This window comes from bacterium (genome assembly GCA_035295165.1).
Classification (GTDB): domain Bacteria; phylum Sysuimicrobiota; class Sysuimicrobiia; order Sysuimicrobiales; family Segetimicrobiaceae; genus JAJPIA01.
The window spans coordinates 30,719-52,974 of the sequence record DATGJN010000112.1 but is presented as its reverse complement, the minus strand read 5'-3'; the positions used below and the strand labels follow the sequence as shown (position 1 = coordinate 52,974).

The 22,256-nt window shown below is 64.7% G+C and carries 22 protein-coding genes; 4 read left to right on the top strand and 18 right to left on the bottom strand.

What is annotated here, in order from left to right:
- The first annotated feature begins 25 nt into the window (after positions 1–25).
- Complete coding sequence (locus tag VKZ50_19530; GenBank protein ID HLJ61923.1) at positions 26–931, top strand: sugar ABC transporter permease; 906 nt, start codon at positions 26–28, stop codon at positions 929–931.
- Positions 928–1,782, top strand: a complete 855-nt coding sequence (locus VKZ50_19525) for a carbohydrate ABC transporter permease (protein ID HLJ61922.1) — start codon at positions 928–930, stop codon at positions 1,780–1,782. Before VKZ50_19530 ends, VKZ50_19525 begins: the two co-directional genes overlap by 4 nt.
- 481 nt (positions 1,783–2,263) lie before the next feature.
- On the opposite strand, the gene VKZ50_19520 is transcribed toward VKZ50_19525, so the two are convergent.
- Both VKZ50_19520 and VKZ50_19515 read right to left on the bottom strand, forming a co-directional pair.
- The gene (locus VKZ50_19520; protein ID HLJ61921.1) at positions 2,264–2,950 is read right to left on the bottom strand and encodes a glutaminyl-peptide cyclotransferase; all 687 of its coding nucleotides are present in this window, start codon (positions 2,948–2,950) and stop codon (positions 2,264–2,266) included.
- 9 nt (positions 2,951–2,959) lie between these two features.
- The gene (locus tag VKZ50_19515; protein ID HLJ61920.1) at positions 2,960–4,180 is read right to left on the bottom strand and encodes a helix-turn-helix domain-containing protein; all 1,221 of its coding nucleotides are present in this window, start codon (positions 4,178–4,180) and stop codon (positions 2,960–2,962) included.
- Between the two features lie 110 nt (positions 4,181–4,290).
- Here VKZ50_19515 and VKZ50_19510 point away from each other — a divergent pair, with 110 nt between their 5' ends.
- Positions 4,291–5,046 (top strand): DUF899 domain-containing protein, encoded by a 756-nt coding sequence (locus tag VKZ50_19510; protein ID HLJ61919.1) that lies wholly within the window; start codon positions 4,291–4,293, stop codon positions 5,044–5,046.
- 51 nt (positions 5,047–5,097) lie between these two features.
- The gene (locus VKZ50_19505) at positions 5,098–5,898 is read left to right on the top strand and encodes a DUF2182 domain-containing protein (protein ID HLJ61918.1); all 801 of its coding nucleotides are present in this window, start codon (positions 5,098–5,100) and stop codon (positions 5,896–5,898) included.
- Positions 5,899–6,136: 238 nt separating this feature from the next.
- Here the strand turns inward: VKZ50_19505 and VKZ50_19500 are convergent, their stop codons facing one another.
- The 16 genes from VKZ50_19500 to VKZ50_19425 all read right to left on the bottom strand — a co-directional run bounded on the left by VKZ50_19500 (position 6,137) and on the right by VKZ50_19425 (position 22,253).
- A complete protein-coding gene (locus tag VKZ50_19500; protein ID HLJ61917.1) occupies positions 6,137–7,063 on the bottom strand; it encodes an alpha/beta hydrolase in 927 nt (308 codons plus the stop codon).
- Between the two features lie 236 nt (positions 7,064–7,299).
- A complete protein-coding gene (locus tag VKZ50_19495) occupies positions 7,300–8,910 on the bottom strand; it encodes an aldehyde dehydrogenase family protein (protein HLJ61916.1) in 1,611 nt (536 codons plus the stop codon).
- 59 nt (positions 8,911–8,969) lie between these two features.
- Complete coding sequence (locus VKZ50_19490; GenBank protein HLJ61915.1) at positions 8,970–9,347, bottom strand: carboxymuconolactone decarboxylase family protein; 378 nt, start codon at positions 9,345–9,347, stop codon at positions 8,970–8,972.
- Positions 9,348–9,404: 57 nt separating this feature from the next.
- The gene (locus VKZ50_19485; GenBank protein HLJ61914.1) at positions 9,405–10,409 is read right to left on the bottom strand and encodes an NAD(P)-dependent oxidoreductase; all 1,005 of its coding nucleotides are present in this window, start codon (positions 10,407–10,409) and stop codon (positions 9,405–9,407) included.
- Complete coding sequence (locus VKZ50_19480; protein ID HLJ61913.1) at positions 10,406–11,398, bottom strand: fumarylacetoacetate hydrolase family protein; 993 nt, start codon at positions 11,396–11,398, stop codon at positions 10,406–10,408. The genes VKZ50_19485 and VKZ50_19480 overlap by 4 nt, the downstream gene beginning before the upstream one ends.
- 72 nt (positions 11,399–11,470) lie before the next feature.
- Positions 11,471–12,145, bottom strand: coding sequence for a cyclase family protein (locus VKZ50_19475; protein HLJ61912.1), 675 nt, complete (start codon positions 12,143–12,145; stop codon positions 11,471–11,473).
- Between the two features lie 31 nt (positions 12,146–12,176).
- On the bottom strand, positions 12,177–13,172 hold the full coding sequence (locus VKZ50_19470; GenBank protein HLJ61911.1) for an NAD(P)-dependent oxidoreductase: 996 nt from the start codon (positions 13,170–13,172) through the stop codon (positions 12,177–12,179).
- Positions 13,173–13,241: 69 nt separating this feature from the next.
- Entirely contained in the window at positions 13,242–15,074 is a 1,833-nt protein-coding gene (locus VKZ50_19465; protein HLJ61910.1) for a TRAP transporter large permease subunit, read from the bottom strand.
- A gap of 68 nt (positions 15,075–15,142) precedes the next feature.
- Positions 15,143–16,147 (bottom strand): TRAP transporter substrate-binding protein, encoded by a 1,005-nt coding sequence (locus VKZ50_19460; protein ID HLJ61909.1) that lies wholly within the window; start codon positions 16,145–16,147, stop codon positions 15,143–15,145.
- 69 nt (positions 16,148–16,216) lie between these two features.
- Positions 16,217–16,906, bottom strand: a complete 690-nt coding sequence (locus VKZ50_19455) for a cyclase family protein (GenBank protein ID HLJ61908.1) — start codon at positions 16,904–16,906, stop codon at positions 16,217–16,219.
- On the bottom strand, positions 16,903–17,805 hold the full coding sequence (locus VKZ50_19450) for an IclR family transcriptional regulator (protein ID HLJ61907.1): 903 nt from the start codon (positions 17,803–17,805) through the stop codon (positions 16,903–16,905). The genes VKZ50_19455 and VKZ50_19450 overlap by 4 nt, the downstream gene beginning before the upstream one ends.
- Positions 17,806–18,269: 464 nt before the next feature.
- The gene (locus VKZ50_19445; GenBank protein HLJ61906.1) at positions 18,270–18,560 is read right to left on the bottom strand and encodes a (2Fe-2S)-binding protein; all 291 of its coding nucleotides are present in this window, start codon (positions 18,558–18,560) and stop codon (positions 18,270–18,272) included.
- 256 nt (positions 18,561–18,816) lie between these two features.
- Positions 18,817–19,506 (bottom strand): ABC transporter ATP-binding protein, encoded by a 690-nt coding sequence (locus VKZ50_19440; GenBank protein ID HLJ61905.1) that lies wholly within the window; start codon positions 19,504–19,506, stop codon positions 18,817–18,819.
- Positions 19,507–19,601: 95 nt separating this feature from the next.
- Positions 19,602–20,381 (bottom strand): ABC transporter ATP-binding protein, encoded by a 780-nt coding sequence (locus VKZ50_19435; GenBank protein HLJ61904.1) that lies wholly within the window; start codon positions 20,379–20,381, stop codon positions 19,602–19,604.
- The gene (locus VKZ50_19430) at positions 20,378–21,355 is read right to left on the bottom strand and encodes a branched-chain amino acid ABC transporter permease (protein HLJ61903.1); all 978 of its coding nucleotides are present in this window, start codon (positions 21,353–21,355) and stop codon (positions 20,378–20,380) included. Before VKZ50_19430 ends, VKZ50_19435 begins: the two co-directional genes overlap by 4 nt.
- Positions 21,356–21,365: 10 nt before the next feature.
- The gene (locus VKZ50_19425) at positions 21,366–22,253 is read right to left on the bottom strand and encodes a branched-chain amino acid ABC transporter permease (GenBank protein ID HLJ61902.1); all 888 of its coding nucleotides are present in this window, start codon (positions 22,251–22,253) and stop codon (positions 21,366–21,368) included.
- Positions 22,254–22,256 lie beyond the last annotated feature (3 nt).

The following is a 22,256-nucleotide window of genomic DNA, read 5'->3' as shown; positions in this document are numbered from 1 at the left end:
GCCTGCCGCTAAGGGGGCTCCGCTGATGCCCGTCGGGCCCGCGCGTCGGAAGGGCGCGTGGCCCTCCCCCTCGAGTCGGCGCGCGCTGCTTACGGCCGGGGCGTTCCTCGCGGTACCGCTCGCGGGTCTGTTGATTTTCCGGGTCGGCACGATCGCCCAGGCGGCCGCGAACAGCCTCTACCAGTACGATCTTCTTTCCGGGCAGCGCGTCTTCACCGGCGCCGGCAACTACCTCCGCGCCGTGCACGACGCCGGCTTTCTGCAGTCGCTCTCGGTCACGTTTCAGTACGCCGCGATGAAGATCGGCGTGCAAATCCCCCTCGCGCTCGCCATCGCGCTGCTCATGCAGAAGAGCTGGCGCTGGGCGAGCGTCGTCCGCACGGCGGTGTACCTGCCCGTCGTCACCCCGTTCGTCGTCGTCGCAACCCTGTGGGCGCTGATGTACAATCCGACGATCGGCATCATCGACGCGCTGCTCCGAAAAGTGCACGTCGCGCCGCTGAATTTCCTCATCGACCCGAGACTCGCGCTTCCCTCGCTCACCGCGGTCACGATCTGGAAGGACCTCGGCTTCACCGCCCTGATCTTCCTCGCCGGGCTCCAGGGCATCCCGCAAGGATACTATGAGGCGGCGCAGGTGGACGGGGCCGGACACTGGAGACAGTTCTGGAGCGTCACGCTGCCGCTCCTCAAACGTTTCACGCTGTTCTCGCTGGTGATCGCGACGATCAACGCGTTCCAAGTGTATACGCCCGTATACGTCATGACGCAGGGCGGGCCGCTGGCCCGCACCGAGGTCGCCACATACTATATGTACGAACGCGCCTTCCTGTTCTACCAGATGGGGTACGCGTCGGCCCTGGCGATCATCGTGCTGCTGATCATCCTCGGCCTGAGCGCGGTGTACTTCCGGCTTCTTCGCCCGGAATGAACAGCGCGCATACGCCGGAATCGATCCTCCGCCGCGTGGGTCTCGCGCTTGCGGTGCTCGTCATCGTGCTCGTGTTCCTCGCGCCCTACGAATGGCTCGTGGCGTCGGCGTTCAAACCGTACGCCGATATCTTCTCAGGCGTGTTCTCACTGTCCGTGTGGACGTTCGTGCCGCGCCGGCCGACGCTCGTCAACTTCATCGCCGTGTTTCGAGACCAGGCCTTCGGACGCTATGTGTTCAATTCACTGCTGGTAGCTGGTGCGCAGGTCGTCGGCACCGTGCTTGTCTCCACCGTGGCCGCGTTCGTTCTCGCGCGCGTGCGATTCCCGGGCCGCAATCTCGTGTTCGGGCTTGTCCTCGTGATGCTGCTGATCCCGTTCGATGCCATCGTCATTCCGCTGTTCACAACGGTCCGGACGCTGCATCTGCAGGATACGTACTGGGGCTTCTTCCTGCCGTGGATTTTCAGCCCGTTTGGGATCTTCTTCCTCAAGCAGGTGTTCGAGGAGCTCCCGACTGAATTGGACGAGGCGGCCATCATGGATGGTGCGTCGCCTCTGCGGGTCCTCACGCATGTGGTGGTTCCGAACGTCCTGCCGGGCTTGGCCACGTTGGCGCTGTTTACGTTCCTGTTCGCATGGGATGCGTTTTACTGGCCGCTCGTGGTCATGTCGGATGACACGAAGCAACTCATCACCGTGTTTATCGCCAAGCAGACCACGAGCCAGACCCAGTTCTGGGGCAACTTGTTTGCAGCGTCCGCCGTCGCGACGATCCCCGTGATCGCGCTGTTCGTCTGGTTGCAACGATACTACGTCCGGGGCATCATGACGACCGGGCTCAAAGATTGACTCCCCGGCTTCCCGGGTCACGTCCGTATGGCGTCTGTCGTTGCTCTCAGGGATAGAAGATAAGGTCCGGACAGACCGTTCAAGCGTCTCAATCATGCTAGATGGCATCGAGGAAGGCAGACGCTGAACGCCCCTAAGGGCGCGGGCCTCGACATGTTGGCGATTTCCAGTCGAAGCGGGCTCTTCCGATTGGTCTACGCACAATCCCTGTCCGCGATGTCCCCGATACCGAGCGGATCTTACCTCAACGACTGGTACAGTGCTGCAAAGCGTCAACTTCAGCGCTCACCAGCCGGGACTTCCGCCTGGACTCAACGGCGCCCCACAAGATTTTGATGGATTCACCTGGCGGCATTCCCTTGAGACGCCCGGCCGAGCCAGGCGCGGCCGCTTTTCGCGCTCGAAATCAGCCTGACGACGTCGGCGATGCGCGCTCGCAGCGCAGCCTTCAGAGAGGCGCCGCGGGTCTCCACCCGAACCGTTACCTGGCCGTAGAACCAGCCGGGATTCCGGAACCGCTGCCGGCCGCAGAGCCTCGCCTGGGCCGGCGGACGGCTCTCACCTTCCCGCTCTTTTCTCCTCCGCAGAAGAACTGATCGCCGCCGTTGGACTCGAGCCCCGACACAGCCACGCCCGGGGGCAGCTCGATCGTCTCCAGGACCTCTCCCGTTCGGGGATCGAGCCGCCTCAGATCGCTCGTGCCGTTCTCATTGGTGCCGTGCCAGAGCTCTCCGTCGACCCAGGTGACCCCGGTGACGAAGCGCTTGGACTCGATCGTGCGGAGAATCGCCCCCGTCTGGGGATCGACTTGATGGATCTTCCGGTCCCGATACTGCCCTACCCAGAGCGTCCCCTCGGCCCACGCGAGGCCCGAATCGCCGCCACCGCCGGGCGCCGGGATCGTCGCCACCACGCGGCCGGTCTCTGGATCGACCTTCTGGATGCGGCCCCGGGCGAGTTGAAACAGATGCCGCCCGTCGAAGGCCGTGCCGGCCTGCGCCGCGACATCGATCGAGCGCACGATTTTCCCGCTCGCGGGATCGAGCGCGTGCATCCTGTCCCCAGCAGCAAACCAAACGTACCAGCCGTCATACGACACCCCATGCACGCGCTCGACGTCAGGAAAGGGGCCGTACTCACGGACGATTTCGGCTGCTGATCGACTCATGCGTCCATCCTAGCCGACCGGCAGCGGGGCGGGAAGCAGCAAGGGCGTGGTGAGTCCCGGCACGGGCGGGATCATCCAGCGCCGGGCCCGACCGCGGCCGAACGACTGCACCTTGCCCGCCGCCGCAAGCGCGTCGAGCGCCCGCTGGACCGTGCGCTGGCTCGTTCCGAGCGCCAGCGCCAGGGCCGAGCTCGACCAGGATTCCCCATCGGCGAGAAAGGCGAGCATCGGCGCATGCTCATCCTCGAACGGGCGCGCCAGCACGATGACCCCGCGTGCGCGCCGCGGCACCAGCACAAACCCGCGCTGCGTCGCGCGGATGTCAGCCTGCGGCCGAAGCGCCCTGCGGAGCCGGCCGACCTCGACGCGCAGCCGCGCGCGATACGATTCATCGGCGACCTTCCAGCCAAAGGCGCGCGCGACGAGTGCATCTCTCGGCACGTCACGCGGCCACGCCTCCCCCAGTGCGCGCGCGAGGGCAAACAACACCGGACGCCTCGCGAGCGAGATCGCCGTGCGTCCGTCACGCACAGCATAGCGGCTCGCGTCCACGACGAGCGCGTTGGAACCGAGCAGCGCTTCGACCTCCTCGAGTCGAAGGAGCCGGTCCTCGCCGTCCGCGATCAGACGCGCCGCGGGGGTGTTCAGGACGAGGAGGGCGCGTTCGACCTCCGCCGTCAGCGCTGGAATGCGCGCGTGGCGCGCGGCGCGCTCGGCCCGGGCCAGCGTAGCACGCGCCGCCTTCGTCCGGAGGCGCCGCATCGCGATCCCGGCAACGACGAGTTCGTAGGCGACCCTCGACCCTGGCGGGAGGGACGCGGGGTGGAGCCCGGCGAGCGTACGCTCGGCCTCCTCGAGGCGTCCGATCAGGAGGAGGCGCCGGACCTCGAGGAGCCGCGCATGCGCGGCGTTTACCCGGTCGCCGTGCCGTTCGAGCGCCGCCCGCGCCGCATCGAGCACCTTCGCGGACCAGCCCAGGTTGCGCGAGGCGAGCGCGATCTCGGCTTCGGCGACGACGCACCGCGCGCGGGCGACCGCCTCTTTGGGGCCGAAGGCGCGCACCGCGCGCCGGAGGAGCGCCTTCGCCCGTACGAGATCGCCGAGCTGGGCCATCGCGATGCCCCGAAGCGCGAGCGCCGGCGCGTCGTCGCGCAGGGCGACCCAGTTCAAGGCGCCAAGGGGATCACCCTCGGCGAGGGCGCGCGCCGCGGCCGCAGTCAGTTGATCCATCGGAATCCCGCCACACTTGTCACTCCCACCCGTCCGGTATCCGGCCCTATTATATCTCGCGACGGCCCAGCGGCAGACCGTAACATCCGAGAAGGGAGTGAACGAGGACGATGGAACACGCAACCGGGACACGTGAAGAGTGGCTGGCAGCGCGCCTAGCGTTGCTCAGGGCGGAGAAGGAGCTCACGCGGCACAGCGACGAGGTGGCGCGGCGTCGTCAGGAATTACCGTGGGTTCAGATCGACAAGGCTTATCGTTTCGAGACCGACGAAGGGATTGCTTCATTGGCCGACCTCTTCCGCGGGCGTTCGCAGCTTCTCATCTATCATTTCATGTTCGGGCCCGACTACGCCGCCGGCTGTCCGTCCTGTTCGGCGATCGCGGACGGTTTCAACGGCTTCGCCATTCATCTGGCCAATCATGACGTCATGCTCTGGGCGGTGTCGCGAGCGCCTCTCGCCAAGCTCCGGCCGTACAAGCGGCGGATGGGGTGGACGTTTCCGTGGGCGTCCTCTTTCGGCGGCGACTTCAACACCGACTTCAGCGTCGGGTTCAGCGAGCAGCAGCAACGCGAGGGCGGCATCGAATACAACTACCGGCGCGAGGCCGCATGGCGCGAGCCGAAGGGTGGCGGCGGCACCGTCACCCACGCGGCTATGTGCGGAACCGATGTGGCCACGTACATACGCGAACGGCCCGGCATGAGCGCCTTCGTCCTCGAGACCGGGATCGTCTACCACACATACTCCACCTATGCGCGGGGGCTCGACGGTCTCTGGGGCATGTATCAGTGGCTCGATCGCGCCCCCAGAGGACGTAACGAGACGGGCGGCTGGTGGCGCCGCCACGACGAGTACAAGGGGTAGACCGATGTCGCGCCGGCCACGATTTCCCGATGTTCTGGGTGCGGTGCCACGATGAGTACGGCCGGTAGCGCGCGCTGGAGCGCCGGGCTGGCCCTTGCCGGCCTCAGCGCCTTCGCGGGCGCGGCGGGGTTCTACCTCGCCGCCGGTGCCGGACTGGGTGCCGCGATGCGAGGGATGGAAACGGCCGGCGCCGGCATGCCGATGGCGCAGATGGCACCCGGGTGGACGCCGGGCTACACTGCGCTGATGCTCGGTATGTGGACCGTCATGATGACCGCCATGATGTTGCCGAGCCCGGCGCCCGCCGTCCTCAGGATGACCGGCCGGGCGGGTCTCGGACCCGCCGACACTGCCAGTGGTGTCGGCCGGGCGGCATGGTTCGCCGCCGGGTACTTGGTGATCTGGGCTGGGTTCGCTGCCGCGGCGACCGGTCTTCAGTGGGCGCTTGACACTGCGCACCTCCTGTCAGACGCGATGGCAGTCCGAAGCGCGGCGCTCGCCGGGCTCGTGGTGGTAACCGCCGGACTCTACCAACTGACACCGCTCAAGCGCGCGTGCCTTGAGCGCTGCCGCGCGCTGGACGATTGTCTGGCAGGCGGGCAGACTCGGCGGGCGCCGCACGCGGTGCTCCAGGGCCTCCGCTACGCGGTCTCGTGCCTCGGCTGCTGCGCCGCCTTGATGAGCCTCTTGTTTGTCGGCGGCCTGATGAACGTGGCGTGGGCGGCGGCGATCGCGATCTGGGTGCTCGCCGAGAAGATCCCGCCCTGGGGCGGCCGCATCGCACGGCTCGGTGCGGTCGTCCTCATCGCCGGCGGAATCTCGGCGCTCGGCATCGCGCTGGTTCGCGGGTAAGACGTCCGGGGCCGCCGGCCCACGTTAGGCCGGTTCGATGACGGTGGGGAGCAGCATCTGTCGCTCCATCTGGACGAGCCCCAAATCCGAGAGCTTCCCGCGCTCGCCGGCCAGGCCGGTGGCGGCACACGCCACGACCTCGGCCGCGGCGTCGGCGGCCGGTGTCAGCGAATGAACCCCGCCGCGGGAAGCTCATCTTCACCACGCGTATGCTAGCCTACTGATCTGCGAATGCTCACTACGGTACGCGTACGTTCTGCTGCTGCCTGTCGCCCTTGAGATGCTCATCATACCAATCTATCGCGATCGACATGATCTGCGCGAAGACTTCTGGATTCGTGAACTTGAACGTGTCGTAGTGGGCACGCCCTTCCATAATGACCAATTTCTTTGGCTCTTTGGCTCGCTCATACATGCTCTGGGACTCTTCGGCCGGGACCGTCACGTCATCCCCCATGTGGATGAACAGCACCGCCCGGGGGCTGATCCGGTGAACAAGTGTCTCAGGCTTAAACTCGATCACGGCCTCGGCCGTTTCCAGCGGATACCCCTCGTAGCCCGATTTCTTGATGAAGGCATTCCACTGACGGTCCCTCGCCTCGGATGCGGCCCGATCCGGAATGTGGATCTCGTTGGGATGCACGACGGCCGACTTGCCCGTGAGGACCCGCTTACTCCGATCTTCTTCGAGCCGCTTGAGGAACTTCGTCCACTCCCATCTCGGCCTCTCGCCCTTCAGCCAGCGCTCACAATCCCCGATCCCCACGGTTCCGACGAAGCATTTGATCCTGCTGTCAATTGCGGCCGCGCTCACCCCGATACTGCAACCCCACGCGCTGCCAAAGACCCCGATCGTCTTGGGATCGATTTCATCGCGCGTCTGGAGGTAAGTGATCGCATTGCGCGCATCGTCAACTTCCTCCCAAGGGATCACGCGCCCCCTGGGCCCCTCGCTCTCTCCTATCCCGCGGGAATAGAAGGTGAGTACGCCATAGCCGGCCTCACTTAGCGCCTCGGGGATGCCCACCATTTGGACGTCGATCATGCCCGAAAAGCCATGACAACACACGATACCAGGCACCGGACCGGCAGACGTGCGTGGCGCATACCAGTACCCAGTCAGCCTATGCCCCGCGCTGTAGAAGTGTACCTCAGTCTTCTCCATCCCGTTCCTCCAATTCCGCAGCTACGGGCGTGCCAGCAGGAAACATCCGGTTTGCCCGTAACAGCTGTATCGAGGTCGGTAGCCGAACGATGAGGAACGACAGCGTTCAGCGGAACTATGCTGCGCGACCCTGGACATGGCGGAGGGTGGTTGATCGAGCGTCACGCGCTCGACCTCAGTCTGGTGACCGCGACCAGTGCGGCCGAGGTGGTCGAACCTAGCCACCGGATTCTTTCCTACCTGCCGAACTTGAGCTGGACGGTCTTGACCTCCTGGTACTCCTCCAGGCCCTTCCGCCCCTGTTCCCGTCCGATGCCACTGTCCTTATAACCGCCGTGGGGGAGATCTTCAAGACCTGAGTTATTGTAGCAGTTGACGAACATCTTCCCGGTGCGCACCGCCCTTGTGACCCTCAGGGCGGTCCCGATGGAGTTTGTCCACACCCCGCCGGCGAGACCATAGCGACTGCCGTTCGCGATGCGGATCGCTTCCTCCTCAGTGTCAAACGGGATGACCGCCAGGACCGGTCCAAACACCTCCTCCTGAGCAAGCCGCGACGAGTTGTCTATACCGTCGAAGATCGTCGGTGCAACGAAGAGGCTGTCCTCGAACATTGCCCCCGGGGGTCGATCCCCTCCAACGATCAGCCTGCCGTCACTCTTGCCGATCGCAATATACTGCTGAACGCGTTTGAACTGCTCCTCGTTCACGATCGGGCCCATGGTGGTCGTTCCCTTCGCCGGATCATCCAAGACCTGACGCCGCGTCTGCTCCACCAAGGCTCGGACGAAGCGGTCGTGGATGTCGCGCTGGACCAGGAGGCGGGTCGCAGCTGAGCACTGTTGACCACTGTTGTGGCAGAAGGCGTTCACAGATGTTGCCACTGCCTCCTCGAACGGTGCGTCGGCGAACACGATGTTTGCGGACTTCCCCCCGAGCTCCAGCGAAACGCGCTTGGTGGTAGAGGCGGCGGCCCGCATGACGGCGCGACCGGTGGTCGTCGATCCGGTAAAGGCGATCTTATCGACACTCGGTGATTGCGCGATCAGTTGACCCACGACCGCGCCCCGTTCGAGATCGCTCGTGACGACGTTGAGCACTCCTTCGGGCAGGCCCGCTTCGGCAAGATACTGCGCGAGCAGCAGGACCGGACCCGAACACAAGTGCGACGGTTTGATCACGACAGTACACCCGACCGCTAACGCCGGCGCGATCTTGACAACCGGGTTCAGCAGCGGAAAGTTCCAAGGCGTGATCAAACCCACCACGCCGACCGGCTCGAGAAGCACGAGGCCGAGGGCGTCGGGAACGCGATCGTTGATGGCCGCCCCCTCGAGGTCCAGGGCCGCACCCGCATAGAATTCCAAGGTCCTGACCGCCACGCCAAGCTCACCCAGAGCCACCGAGCGCGGCTTACCGGACTCAAAAATCATCCTCTCGGCCACGGTCACCGCGTTGTCGGAGAGGATCTGAGCCGCACGCATGAGGACCTCGAAGCGTCGTCGCGCCGCACTTCGCGGCCACAGCCCGTCATCAAAGGCGGCACGAGCAATGGCGACCGCGGCCCGAGCATCGGTCTCATCTCCATTGGCGAACACCGCCGCGATGGAGCCGTCGAACGGGTTTGGGCGCAAGAACGTTCCGCCCGAATGTGCCGGGCAACTTCGGCCGTTGAGCCAAAGCCGGAAGTCCGGCGACCGCGTTTCGACCCTGGATGACTTGGGTGCTGTTGGGCCGGCCATGATCTGCTCCCTCCTGAGTGTCGCCATCGACAACACGATCGAAAGACCGGTCAGCGAGTCAACAGCCAGTGGCTGTCTCTCTGGTGCCCACGCCTCCGGCGCCATGAGCGCCGTCAGCGAATCGCCCCTCGACGTCACCGGCGCTGCTCGCCGCTCGTGGTCGGTTACAGCAGGCCTTTTTCCGCAAACACTTCCTTGGCAATTCTCATCGCGTTGTGGGCGCCAGCCAAACCACCATAGATCAGCATCTGCGAAACGATCGAGACGATCTGCTCCTTGGTCACTCCAACGTGCAGTGCCCAACCCATATGGTTCTTGAGCTGCTCCTCTTTCCCCAGAACAATCAGCGCGCTGATCGTACACAGGCTGCGAGTTCGGATGTCAACCGCCGGGTCGCTCCACAACAGCCCCCATAGGAACTCATCCTTCATACGGTCGACGTCGGGCGCGAGCTCGGCCATCGGTCCCTGGCCCAGCGTCGCGGACTGACCTCGATATTCCTTGACCTTCGCCAGCGCAGCCGCATATCGGTCCTGTGTCACCGATCCATCCTCCCTTCTAAACTCCGAACGCTGCCCACCCGCGAAGCACGGGCGGAGCTACGCGTCGACAGTCCCGCGTGCAGTCCGCCTGATCCACCCCGCCCAGTCCCGAATCCCAGTCTCGAGATCGTATTTCGGTTCCCACCCCAGCTCCTCACGCGCCGCCGTCGTGTCGGCGACGTCGTCGCGAGGAGCACGCCCTGGACTCATTGATGTGTTCGAGGCCGCGCGGATCTCAACAGGGACGTCGGGGAATATCCGTCGCACGATATCAACGACTTCCTGATATCGGTATGTGGTCCCCATGCGAATGTTGTAGACTCGCTTCTTCAAGCCTTCTCTGAAGCACGCGAGTGCGACCGCCTCCGCGTCGTCCTTGAAGTAGATGAACTCGTGTCGACCCGCGTAGGTGAGCGAGGGGTCGTCGATCGTGACCGGCTTGCCCAACGCGGCCTCAAACACCAGCGGACGCAGCACGGTGCCGGTGAGCCCGCTCGGCGCCCCGGATGTCGGCCCGAAGCCGCCCGCAAGACGGATGGCGACGAAATCCACGCCATGGGCGTCGTGGTAGAACAGTCCCAAGTGTTCACCGGTCAGCTTGCTGAGCTCGTACATCGTCCTCGGTCGGTTGCTGAGTACCCGCATGGTGAAATCCTCGTCGAGAGTTTCCCCGTGTGTCGGCGGCATTGCTAGCTGATTCACTCCGCGCGTGCTTGCAAAGACAACCCGTCTAACACCGCTCAGCCGGGCCGCCTCGAGGACCGAGCCTGTGCCGAGGATATTCAAATGAATGCCGTCGTAGGGTTTGTCCTTCAGGTGCTTGGTCAGCACCCCGGCCAGATGGACAATTCGGTCGACTTTCTCCGTCTCGATCGTCGCGACCAGGCAACGCAGATCGTTGACATCGCCGACAACGACGTTCGTTCGATCTACATCAAATATCGTCCGCAGGAAATCGATCCGCGGGTTCAGATCATACAGGACCAGGCGCTCTCCCATCTCCTGCAGCTTCCATGCGACGTGCGCGCCGACCGCGCCCACGCCTGTGATCATCGTCGTCATTCGCCGGCCTCCGGCTCCGCGATCACACGGTTGCGGAGCTCGCCGACCTTCTCCACCGCGCACTCCATCAAGTCCCCCACTCGCAGGTACGGGTATTTCCCGCCGAGCGCGACCCCGGCGGGCGTGCCCGTCGCGATGACGTCGCCCGGCTCCAGGGTTCCCCATGACCACCGCTCGATCATCGCCGGGATGTCGTGGATCAAGCTAGATGTGTTCGAGTGCTGACGCAGTTCTCCGTTGATGGACAGCCGAACGTCCAGGTGCATCGGATCCTCGATCTCATCCTTCAACACGATCCACGGTCCCATGGGCGAGAGAGTATCCATGTTCTTCGCGATCATGTGGTTGCCGTACTTCGATTCCGCCGCCTGGATGTCGCGCGCGCTGACGTCGTTGAGAATAGTGTAGCCAGCCACGTAGTCGTAGGCGCGCGCCTTGCTAATGTAGCGCCCGGGCTTCCCGATCACGACGGCGAGCTCGACTTCGTAGTCGAGCTGCGCCGTCACGTGGGGTAGCATAACGGGATCGTCGGGGCCGATCACGGCCGAGGAGACCTTCACAAACCCCCGCGGAAATGGCTGGATCTCGACGGCTTGCCCCGCGGCAGCGCCCTCTTGAGCGTGATCCAGATAGTTCTTTCCCGCGCCTAGGATCTTTCCAGGGCGCGAGATCGGAGCCAGCAGCCTCACCTCGTGGAGCTCGTACCGGAGCCGCTCTCCCGAGATGCCCGTGGCGTCGGCTGGCGACTCTCGTACGAATTGAATCGTGCGCCTCACCGCGTCGATCGCCCGCTGCCCGCCCTGGAGAAACCCGATCATATCGCGCGGGACTCGCGCATCTGCCAGCGCGTACGCCCGCAGTTCGCCGTCGACATTTCGCAGGTAGCGAGCGTAGGCGTAGTTGAGGTCGATGAGCGTGCCGTCGAGCACCGCGCCGATGCCAGCGTTGGGCGACTGCGCGTCGCGCGGCATGTACGTCGCGAGTTTCATCGGCGGCCTCTCCTTCCCGGCACGCACGTGCCCTCTGGGGGAATCGACATCCGCGGCGGCCGGGCGGCGCCGCTACTCCTCCCAGACGACGGCGCGAGTCGGCGCCGCCTCCGACGGTGAGATCCGCAGAGGAAAGCCATAGAGGGTAACCTCCTTCTTCGTGATCTGGTCGAGGCGGTCGGCGTTGGTCATGACGAGGATGCCCGCACTCAACACCTTCCGCTTGAACGCGTCCAGTTCTCCGATCCGCAGCTCCGCCGTGATCGGGTCGCACAAGCAGTCGACGACGACCATCTTCACGCGCATATCAATGCACCACTGTGCGGCGTCTGGGTGGAGAAACGGCGAATCGCTGAAAAAATCGGGTTCGGTGTATCGGCTGTTCCAGCCGGTCCGCACGATGAGGATATCCCCCGCCCGCACCGCGCGGCCCACCGCGGCGTCCAGATCTGCCGCCGTGATGACCCCGCGCGGCGCTTTGTGACGCATCTCGGCGACCACCGCGCGTCCGACGAACGTCTCGATCGGGAACTGGTCGACGCGCTTCCCGCCGACGACGAGATGTTCGGGGCAGTCAATATGCGTGCCCGCATGCAGGCGCGTGTTGATGCGGCGCACGGTCTTGCGCTTCTCCGGGTCGTCGGCCGGTGTGATGTCGTACGTGATTCGGAACTCTTCCCCGGGCCTGGAGTGATTGGAGCGCAGCCCGTCGGTGAGCGCCATGCTGATGTCGATCCATCGCCCCACGATTCACCCTCTTCTCGCTGGCGCGCGCGGATCAGTACTCGCCGTACTCTCCGGTCTGTAGCCACCGCACCCAGTCGGCGACGCCGCGCTCGATGCCCCAGTGCGGGTCGAAACCAAAGTCTTCCCGCGCCCTCGAGATATCCTGAAGCGGCATCACGGCGGGGTAGACCGTCAGGTCCAGCTCCCGACCGCCTTCAACGACACCCTCCCACGGCCCCGGACCCACCTCGATGCGCAAATGTGGGAAGACCTTCTGGACGGCGTCGAACACCTGAGTCATCGTCACGCCCTGTCCGCGCGCCAAGTTGTACACGTAGTGCGGCGGCCGGGACTTCATCTCGTAGAGCTGCACAACGCCGGTCGCGAGATCCTTGACGTACGTGTAGTCGAAGATCGCTGCCCCGCCTGTTTTTCGCACCACATCCTTGCCTGCAACCGCGTCGTATACCACGTCGTACAGCGGCTGGACTCTATACGACGTACCCGGTCCGTAGCCGTTCCGAGGCCGGACCGCCGTGGTATTCAGCTTGTGCAGCTGCCGATACGTGTACACGAGCTGCTCGCTGACCAGCTTGCTCACCGGATAGATCCCTACGAGCGGAAGGCTCACGTCCTCCTCCGCGCGCAACGTCGTGACGTCCTTCGCGCGCCCCATCACCCCGGCGGCGCTGGCGACGATCACCGGGCCCAACCCCAGGATGCGCGCTACCTCCAGCACCGTGGTTGTTCCGATGACGTTCACGCTGAGCGCCTCGATCGGCCGGAGGTTATTCATGTGCGGCGGCAGCATGCCGGCCAAATGGATGATCCCCGTCACGCGGTGACTCCTGACGACATCCATCAGTCGTCCCATCTCAGTCACGCTGCCGACTTCCGCCGTCAGGCGATGGCCAAAGCCGTCCAGCACTTTGTTGCCGGGGCGCAGGGGGCTCACATCGTAGACGACGACCTCGTGCCCCCTAGTGAGAAGCAACCTCGCCACGCCGCTGCCAATCCCTCCGGTTCCGCCCGTCACAAGCACGCTCATCCTGATCCTCTCCTATCTCTTGACGTTCCGCCCCGTGTGCGCGTCCGTCGGTCCAGCGGAACACGCATGCTACCGCACCCTCAGGCCGGCCACCGTGGGAAGAAAGAGCGAGAGCTGCGGGGCCAACAGAACCGCCAGCAGCCCCGCGCACAGCACCAACAGATATGGCAGAATCGCTTTGCCCACCGCTTCGACGGATGTGTCGCCGACCACGCACGCGGTGTACAAGCCGATCCCGACAGGGGGCGTGTGCGCGCCGATGCCCATGGCGATGATTGCCGCGATCCCATACTGGAGCGGGTTGATGCCGAGCTTCGCCGCCATCGGCATCAAGATCGGCACGAACAGCAGGAGCGCCGGCAGTCCCTCCAGCACGGCTCCCGCGACAAGCAGCACCACCATGGACACGAGAAAGAAGAGCCAGTCGGGTCCGAAATCGATCGCGCCCACGGTGTTCAGTACACCCGAAAATCCCACGGCGTTCGAGACCGCGCTGGCCGCGGCCACGACCAGAAGGATCGCTCCGCACAAAGAACTCGTCGTGACCAACGCACGCGTCGCGGCGCGCCAGTTCAAACTGCGATAGGCGGCCGTTGCAAGGACCACCATGAACAACACCACCAGCGCCGACGCTTCGGTGGGTGTGCTCATGCCGGTGACGATGCTTCCGACGAGAAACGCGATGCCCGCCACGATGGGGAGTACGCCGGCCACCCCCCGCCACCAGGCGAGGGGCGTCCGGTCCGTGATCACGGACGGTTTGCCCGCAGGAGCCGGACGGAGTGAAACGACGAGCGCCAAGGCCGCCGCCATGACCGCGGCCGGCAGCAACCCGCCCAGGAACAGCGCGCCAACCGAGAGGGTTGTGATCGATCCGAGGACAAGCAGGGCGATGCTCGGAGGAATCGTCTCGCCCATCGCGGCCGAGGCCGCCAGCACGGCCGCGCTGTCTGCCCGTCGATATCCGCGTTCGTCGCAGATGGCCAGCAGTGCACGACCGACCGCCGCGATATCCGCACTCTTCGAGCCGGACAGTCCGGAGAACACGTACATCGTCGCGATGATAGCGTACATCGCACTGTGTCGCACCACGCCCAGGAGCGCGCTGACCACGCTCGCAAGCCGCGCCGCCAGCTGCGCTTCATCCATCAGATACGCGAGAAGAAAAAAGCACGGCAACGCGATGAGGACAAAATTCCCCACACCGCTGTGCATCGCCAGCGGTGCCGCCACGAGCGGCGCCGTGCCGGAAAGGTAAAAGTAGATTAGCGCGGCGCCCGCGAAGACGAAGGCGACGGGGACTCCCAGGCACAGCGCGCTCGTACCCAGCACTGCTGCCATAGGCCCGCTCACACCGAACATCCGCCACACCGCCGGGAAGAGATGCGTCACGAGCACGATGGCGGCGGCGACGCCCACCACCGGCGCGCCGGAGAGGACGCCAACTCGCCGCGGCAACTGCCAGATCCGGGCAAGCGCGATGCACGCAACGATCAGCAGACCGAGCGGAAGCGGCAGCACCGCCCAGGTTTCGGAAATCTGGAGGACCGGCATCGTCTGAATCCAGTCGACCTGAAGCAGCCGCAGGGAGCTCGCCGCGATGCACACCGCGGTGCACAGCACGATCCACTCCGCGGCGCCGTCCACCACCATCTGCGCCCCTTTAGGGAGCCGCTGGATATGCGCCGAAAGCCGCAGGTGCTGCCCGCGATCGTATGCGAGGGCACCCCCCATGAACGTCACCACATAGACGCACAGCGCGATCGCGTCTTGATACCATGTCGCGGATACGGCGAAGACGTTGCGGGCGGCGACCTCGACGAGGACGATCACGGGGGTGGTGGCCACGGCGATCGCCACCACCCCGGTCAATGCGGCGTGCGCCCATAACAGTGGAGCCACGCCTGTGACACGGCGCGCGTCAGGGAGACCGGCGCCGTCCCGCATCCGAAGCACACCCTCTCGCAGACTCACTTCGGACTGTTCAGCTTCGCCGCGAGGGTCAAAAGACGGTGCGCCATCGGGTATTCGGCCTCTTTCTTAACCATCTCCGTGGACACCACTTTCTTCCAGGGCGCAAAATCGTGAATGGCGATGATATGCACTCCATCGTTCGCGAGAATCTGCTGCTGGTCCATCTCGCTCTTCACCGCCGAGGCGACCTGGTCGCGAATCATCTCCCGGCCGGCCTGCATCATGCCGTCTTGCTGCTGTTTAGTCAACTTCTGCCACTGGCCCTGGGAGATAAAGATCGGCAGCCAGATCATGGATTGTTGATAGAGCGTGAAGTACTTCGCCACCTCGTAGAACTTCAGGGAGATCGTCTGGCTGATCGACAGATTTGCCCCATCGACGGTATGGGTCAGCAACGCCTGGTACAGCTCCGTGTTGCTCAGTAGTACCACGTTCGCACCGTAGGTCTTCAAGAAATCCGTGGACGCGCCCGCGGCATTTCGAATCTTCAAGCCCCGAAGATCGTCAGGGGAGCTGACCGGCTTCGTGCTCAGCAGCTGCTTCCATGTGTACGGGAAGGCCGCGATAAAGACCACACCGTACTGGCCGAACGCCTGGCTGTAGGCGCTGTTGATCGCATCGTTCGTGGCAATCGCGGCCGCCTGCTGCCAACTCGTGACGACGTACGGCCACTCCAACGCGTCCGCCCCCGGAATGAGCTTCGTCCAAAACTCCACGGACGCGAGCCCCATGTCGACGGTCCCGGTGCGGAGCGCAGAGACGATCGTGGTCTCGTTCGCCAACTGGGAGTTCGGGTACACTGTCACCTGGACCTCGCCGTTGGTGTCTGTCGCCACCAGACGCGCGAAATTGTTGAGGGTCGCGGTCCCGGCGTCGGTACTCGACAGCACATCGGCCAGTTTGAGGCTGACCCCGGGAGCGGCCCCGTAAGCCCCACCCGCAAACGCAAGCACCCCTCCGAGGGCCAAGGCAACGAGTCGTTGTGCGATGCGAAGCAACATCGGATCTCGCCTCCCTCCAACTGGAGCCTGAGTCCGGTCCGTTGAGCGCTTCCGCATGGTCGTGCCCATCTAGGCCGTGTCGCCGAAGGATTCTGAAGCCTCAAGGATTGCGACAACTCGGGCCGGGCCTGCATCCGATCCATCGAAGACGACGGGGAACGCCGCGGCGGCACAGCGACGGCCGCGGATGGCGGCAAGATTCGCCAACCCGTGAATGGCGGGAATCCCGGCCCCAAGGATGATCCGCAACGTCTCATGGCGAAAACCCGGAGGCCGAACAGCGCGCGGCACGTCTAGGCTCGACGCATCAATACCAACGGCGCGCACTTGCCGGTGCACGAGCCACCGTGCGGCTTCTTGATCCACGTAGGGATGATGGTCTCTGTATCTCGGCGTGCCGGCGTACGCGGACCACCCGGTCTCGAGGAAGACCATGTCTCCGGCACGGATGGTGCCGTCTCGGTCCAGGTCTTGCACGGTGATCGGCGCATCGTCGCCCTTCCGTACGTCGAGAGCCACGGCGGGCCCGAAGAAGAGCTCGAGATTGAGGTTCGCGATCGTGCCGCCTCCGGGAATCACATGCCGCGGTGCGTCGATGTGGGTTCCGGCATGGTTGCCGAGAATGATCTCCATTCCGTTAATCCCGTCGCGGGTCACCGAGCGTACTTCACGGATGCGCACGGCCACCTCGGGGGCCTCGTCAGCGACGCCGCTCATCATGCCCGACCGAAACACCTGGGACAGATCGATCAGTCTCATGGGCGCACCCATGGGGGCGTGTGAGTGTGGGTGTTCGCAACACCGCTCCACTCCGGGACGTCCGGGCCCTCAGGCGCGGTGACCGGGATGACACCATCCGGAATGAGTAGACGCCGCGCGGTCAGCGCCGCTTTGGCAACCGACGTTGCCACGTCGATCCGCGCTGTCCCCTTGTGCTGATGAATGGGGAAGGCAACGCTGAGGGCTGTATGGATACCCGCCACATTCCCAACGTATGAACCGATCCCCACCATGCCGGCAGCACCCTCCTCATTCGAGACTGAGTAGCCGAGTTTGGCCGTACGCACCAAATCTGTGCGGAGCGCCGCCGGATCTCGATAGGTGCGGGGCCCGACCGCCGGCAACAACCCCGCGCGATCAAGCATGGTGGTAATCAGCGTGTCCCTCACACCAACCGGCAATGCGGCCAGTATCGCCTTGCCCATTGCTGATGCGTGGACGTACTGAATGTCGCCCGGCCGTGCAACGACGCGCAGGCGGTGGGGTCCGGGATTGACCGTGAGGAAGACGACCCGGTTCCCTTGAAGCATCCCAAACTGAGCAGTGCTCGACGCTTGCCCCGAGAGATCGCGAATGACATGTTGCACGGCGCGCGCCAGCGCTGCCCCGGAGAACCGACACCCCACGGCATACGCGGTCGGGCCCACATAGTAGCAGCCACGGTCTACGTCCGCAGTGACAAAGCCCAGATCGCGTAGGGTCGCAAAGAGACGAGAGACTGTCGATTTATTGACACGAAGCTTTCGTGCCGCCTCGGTCACACGAAGCCCGCTCTCCACATCCAATTCGAGGAACAGACTCAGCGCCTTCGCGGCCCGGTAGACGGATTCCAACCGTCTTGTTAGGCGTTGCCTCTTCGGCAACAATGTTGCCGTCATGGAGCAACAATCTTCGCGTCGATCAATGAAGATCCTTCCGCAAGGGGGCTTCCCTTTGGAACGGGGATTCCCGCGTATGGAGTGAAGTACGTCGAAACGGGTGTCGTCGGTGTGTCAGCACCCTGCGCCGGCGCCAGGCGCACAGAGCCCGGCAGGGTCACAAGCCAGCACTACGCGGGGTCTGGCAAGGTCATTCAGGCCGGTTCGCAGGAACACGCAGCGGGACGGTGCAGGTCTTCAACCTACCTCGTCCCCACGCCAGCCCTCTGCCCCATTGACGACATCTGCTCGGAACGGCTTGATACGTAGGGGTTCGTGAGTATGAATCTCATCGCCAGGGAGTTCATCCGTCGAAACCATCCAAGCCGATGCCCGATGGCGCGTCCATCCGGGCGCACGGGCCACCTCCCGAGGAGGCGTAGCGTTCCAACCTCATGTGTCACGCATGTCCTGCGCGTTTAGACCTAGGTATCGTCCTCGCCCCATCCACGCTGAAGATGGACATGCATCCCGTCGCGCACCTCGATCATGCACGCCCTGCGGCCGGGCTGCCCGTCAATCACAACCAGGCAGTCAAAACAGACACCCATGCCGCAAAACAGTCCCCGCGGCTCGCGGCGGTGAGCCGTGCGTCGAAACGCGATGTGCCCCTCCGCCATCAGCGCCGCTGCAACAGATTCTCCCAGATAGGCCGTCAAGGGGTGGTCATCCAGGAAGATCGTGACCTGTTGACCGCGTTGCACACCGTTCTTCAAGCGCAGGTTCGTCTCACCGTTACCAGGCGAATGCATCACGGCTGTCCTTTCGTTGCGCGTCGCGACCCCGGCGGCGTGAATGCCAGGTGCTGATGAGCGCCCGCGTGAACCGCCGGAGCCGCCCCGTATTCACGCGTCGTCTGCGGCCGTCCAATGGATCCCGTTCCGGACGACACGTCGTGACACTCCCGAAACATCGTCCGCAACAGCGGGCCGATCGGCGGTCCGCCAACGCGTCGCACCCGCTCCGTGTTGGTCAATTCGATTCTGGCTTGCGGCGCCGAGCTCCTAGGTAGAGCCGGACCATCTCAGGATCCTCCAACAGGCGCGCGCTCGGGCCGTCAATTTGATTGCGACCTTGATCCAGCACGTAGCCGTAGTGGGCGATCGCGAGACACTGGCGAGCCTTCTGCTCGACGATGAGCAGGCTCACGCCTCCCTGATTGATCCCTTGCACCTGCGCGAACACGTCGTCAACCACGCTGGGCGCGAGCCCTGCCGACGGCTCGTCAAGGATCAGCAACTCGGGCTCCGACATCAAGGCACGCGCGATCCCGAGCGTCTGCCGCTGGCCGCCGGATAAGGTCGCCGCCCGTCGCCCTAAGAGCACCCGCAACAACGGAAGAACTCCAAGGACGTGCTCGATCCGCTGGGCTGTCCGTTTCCGGTCGTGGATGCTCCCGATTTCCAGGTTCTCGTAGACCGACAGGTCGGGAAACGTATTGGCAAGTTGGGGCACCAGGTTCACGCCGCGCGCAGTGACCTCGTGCGGCTTGAGGCGGATCAGGTCGACAACCTGCTGCCCTCGGGGTCGGAACAGAATCGTCCCGGTCCGCTTGACGTGTAGACCGTAAATCGCCTTGAGCAGAGTCGACTTGCCGGACCCGTTGGGGCCCAACAATGCGACAATGGACCCGCGAGGGACGTCGAGCGATACCCCCTTCACGATATCTTCGTCACCATAGCGCGCCCGGACGTCCGCAACGCTAAGAATGCAATCCGGCGATCCCGTCGCGCCTGCGCCCGGGGGGTCCATGGGGATCACCGGGGCGCCGTGCCGGCGCTGCCAAGATAGGATGCGATGACCTGCTCATTCGCCTGGATCTGCCGGGGCGTTCCCGACGCGATCACCCGACCTTGGTCCATCGCAACGACCCAATCGCAGATCGACATCACCGCCTCCATGTCATGTTCGATGATCAGGATTGTCATGCCTCGATGATTGCGCAGCATCGTCACATGGTCGAGGAGCTGGTCTGCCAGCGCGGGCGCCACCCCGGCGAGCGGCTCGTCCAGCAGCAGCACGCGGGGGGCCGCCATGAGCGCCCGGCCGAGCTCGAGCAACTTGCGCTGGCCGCCCGAGAGGGTCCCCGCATACGCCGGCGCGAGATGGGTCAGCCGCAGGAGCTCGAGCACCGCCAGGGCTTCCGCGCGCACTTCGCGTTCCCGCCGGGACGCCGACCCATGTAGCCACGCGAGCGCCAGGCGTTCCCCCGGCTGATTGACGCCGCCGAGCATGAGGTTCTCGAGGACCGACATCCGAGTCAGAATCCGGGGGGCCTGGAACGTGCGGACCACGCCGGCCTGGGCCACCCGATGGGGCGGCAGCGAATCCAGGCGGCGTCCGCGAAACGTGACCGCCCCAGCATCTGCACGAAGAAATCCGGAGATGATGTTGAACGCCGTCGTCTTCCCGGCGCCGTTGGGGCCGATCAACCCGGTGATCGATCCCTCCTGCACCGTGAAGCTCGCGCCGTCAACGGCGCGGACGCCGCCGAACCGGCGCGCAATGCCGTCCACAACCAAGGCTGGCCCCGTCATTTCTCGAGCACAAGCTCTTCGCGCTTGCCGAACATGCCTTCCGGCCGCACCGCCATGAGCACCACCAACACCACGCCCACGATGAGGAGCCGGAGATACGCGCGCTCGCCGGAGTCCACCAGCGAGAGCGGGAAGAAGCCGAGGAACCGCGTCCCAGAATACAGCACGCCGAACAACACCGCCCCGATCGGGATCGCCCAAATGCGGTTCATTCCGCCCAGGATCAGGATCAGGTACGCATAGAAGGTCAAGGTCGGCTGAAAGTCATCGGGGGAGAATACCCCAATTTCCAGCGCCCAGAGGACACCTGCCAATCCGCCGAGGATCCCTCCGAGGACGAGGGCCTGCAGCTTGTACGCATCCACGTTCTTGCCGAGCGACGCGGCTGCTTCTTCGTCCTCGCGAATCGACTTCATCACCCGGCCCCACGGCGATTTCTCGAGCCGCCGGAACAGCACCAACAAGAGTGCCAGCGTCGCCCAGACTACACAGAACATGCTGAAATCGGTGGTGGCGACACCGCCCACCACGCGGCGGAGCATCGCGGTGATGCCTTCGATGAACGGTTGCCACGAGCCGGTGTAGGTCGCGAAGTGGGTGGGGCCGAGCATTCCGACGGAACCGACCGCGCCGCCGGTGAGGCTCAGGTTGGTGGAAAGATATCGAATCATTTCACTGCCCGCGACGGTCGCAATCGCTAGGTAGTTCGCACGCAACCGAACCGACGGGATACCGAGCAGGAGTCCCAAGGCGACGGCAGCGGCGATCCCCAGCGCCCCGGCCCACACGAGGGCGACGTCGGCGCGGATCACGAGGAGCGCCATCGTATAGGCGGCGAGCGCCATGAAGGCCACATGACCAAAATTCGGCAATCCGGCCATCGAGAACTGCACGTAGAGCGCCAGCGCAAGCAGCCCATAGATCCCGGCCACCACGCCGACGAACACCCAGAATGCCGGATTCAAGGCGTCCATCACAACCTCCCTACAGGACCCGCGCCTTGCCGAGGAGCCCCTGCGGTCGAAACATCAAGAGCAGGATCAAGACGACAAACCCGACGACGGGCTGGTACTGTGTCGGCACACCGCCGAAGAGCGGCGGCCACGTGGAGACCTCCATCACGAGGCCGAGGACGAGCCCGCCGAGCAACGCACCGAACGCATTGCCGATGCCGCCGAGCACGACCACGGTCAGGATCAGGAACAGCACGTTGAACCCGAGGTTCGGATCGAAGGTACCCTGGACCAGCGCCAGCATCGCCCCGCCGAGCCCGGCGAGCGCCCCGGCGACGATCCACACATACAGTCCAATGCCGTCCGTATCGATGCCGGCGATTTCTGCCAAATCGCGGTTGTCGGCCACAGCCCGCATGGTCTTGCCGAGTGTGGTCCACGCCAGCATCGCCGCGATCGCGGGCACGGCGACCAATGCGGCCACCCCGGTCCACAGCTCCGCCGGGGCGACGCGGATGAAGCGAAGATCGATCACGGCGGTCTGATTGAAGGCGTACTGCCGGGGCTGCGACCCCGCCACCATGAACAGCGCGTTCCGCAGCACCAACCCCAACCCGACGGTAATGAGCGACAGTGCGACCAAGCCACGACCGCGGAGCGGCCTCAAGAGCACGAAATGCAGCCCGACGGCGAGTGCCGCGGTCGCCACCGCCGCGCCGATCGCCGCGACGACAAGGTTCAAGGACCAGGTCACGTCCAGGAGGAACGCGACGTAGGCGCCCAGGGTCATGTAGTCGCCGTGGGCAAAATTGGCGACACGCTGTATGCCCCAGACCAGCGTCGCGCCGAGGCCCGCCAACGCCAGAATCGCCCCTTCGACGAGCCCGTTGTAGATGAGTTGGAGGAGCAGACTTCCCATGTG